Origin of the sequence: Micromonospora sp. NPDC048830 (assembly GCF_043198215.1) — a bacterium.
In the GTDB taxonomy this organism is placed as follows: Bacteria; Actinomycetota; Actinomycetes; order Mycobacteriales; family Micromonosporaceae; genus Micromonospora.
On sequence record NZ_JBICUP010000128.1, the window covers coordinates 1 to 1,567 of the forward strand.

1 protein-coding gene is annotated in these 1,567 nt (G+C 67.5%); it reads left to right on the forward strand.

The genetic code is table 11. The features are described 5' to 3' along the window. The first annotated feature begins 684 nt into the window (after window positions 1-684). Complete coding sequence (locus tag ACGFIZ_RS34210; RefSeq protein WP_393427448.1) at window positions 685-1,425, forward strand: tyrosine-type recombinase/integrase; 741 nt, start codon at window positions 685-687, stop codon at window positions 1,423-1,425. The last annotated feature ends 142 nt before the right edge of the window (window positions 1,426-1,567 follow it).

The window sequence follows — 1,567 nt, forward strand, 5'->3', positions numbered from 1 at the left end:
AAAACCCGCATCGCGCTCTCATCGAGCTCAACGGTCGGAACGGCGGCGGCCAACGCGCAACGCTCCTTCCCCGCCCCGGATCAGCCGCGCTGACCACCGCTCATGCCCGGAACCAAATCAGTGCCGGGCCACTCAGCGGTGGCACACCGAGCGCACGAACGCCTGGCACAACACCTTCAACCGGCTACAACACCGCTACGAACGCAAAGAAGACGTGGCCAACGCTCACCTCGACCTCGCCGACCTCGCCGACGCCATCGTCACCATCCGCAGCCTCATCCGTCAGGCATGGATCTCGTACCGGAGGGACACCCGCCCCACCCGCCGACCATGAAGGCCACCCATCTACGCGACCTCCCCACCAGTTGACCGAAGATTCCGAGCACGATGTTCCCCCCAGCAACTCCACCCGCCGCGCCAGGGCACCCTCGTTCAAGAGCACCATTTCACCCATGACGCCGCCGCATCTCGGCCCGCAGCCCCTCGTCACCCAACACGCTCATCCCCTCACCCCCCTGCTATCTCACGGCCAGGCCGTAGCAGCGGGTTCACTTCGCGCAACAACGTTCAACCGGCCCCGGTACCCGCGGCTACCAGGAGGCGGTCCGGCTGTTCTGCGCGTACCTGACTGATCCGGCCTACGGCTGGGTCAGTGAGTGCGAGAAGCGGTTCGGTACGCACCCGGTGCAGGTGGTCCACGAGTGGAACGCCGCTGTTCACGTCGCCGCGGCCGAGGGTGACCCGGCCAAGCGGGCGTTCACGCTCGACGAGATGCAGGCGCTGCTGGACTACGCCGACGAGCAGGTCAACCGGATCCGGGCGGCGGGGCGTAAGGGCTGGCTGCCGGCCTTTCGCGATGCGACCCTGTTCAAGGTCGCCTACGGGTACGGGCTGCGGCGCAACGAGACCCGGATGCTCGACGTGGCCGACTTCGGCCGCAACCCGCACGCCGCCGAGTTCGGCGAATACGGCGTGCTCTACGTGCGCCATGGCAAGGCGATGAAGGGCTCGCCGCCGAAGCGGCGCAGCGTGCTGACCGTCTGGAGCTGGGTGCCGGAGATCCTCGCCGAGTGGATCGAGGAGATCCGGCCGCTGCTGGCGGTCGAGGGCAACCCGGCGCTGTGGCCGTCGGAACGGGCTTCGAGGGTCGGGCTGGCGCAGATCAACGCGCGGCTGTCGGCCTACCGCGACGCCCTCGGCCTGGACGCCGGGCTGGACTTCCACTCGCTGCGCCGCTCCTACGTCACCCATCTGATCGAGGCCGGCTGGGACCCGCTGTTCGTGCAGCAGCAGGTCGGCCACGAACACGCCTCCACCACGGCGATCTACACCTGCGTGTCGTCGGACTTCCGCACCCGCACGCTGCGGCAGGCTCTCGACGCGACCATGGACGCGGCACTACGACCGTCCCGGAGGGCGCAATGAGTATGAAACGGCAGGTCAGTTACCGGTGGCGGCTGCGGGAGATGATGGCCTGTACGGTGCCAATACCTGTCGCACCTGCAGTGAGCTGGGGCTTCATGGGAATGAGGCACCTTCGTGGTCATGGTCTTCCAGCTGATCTATC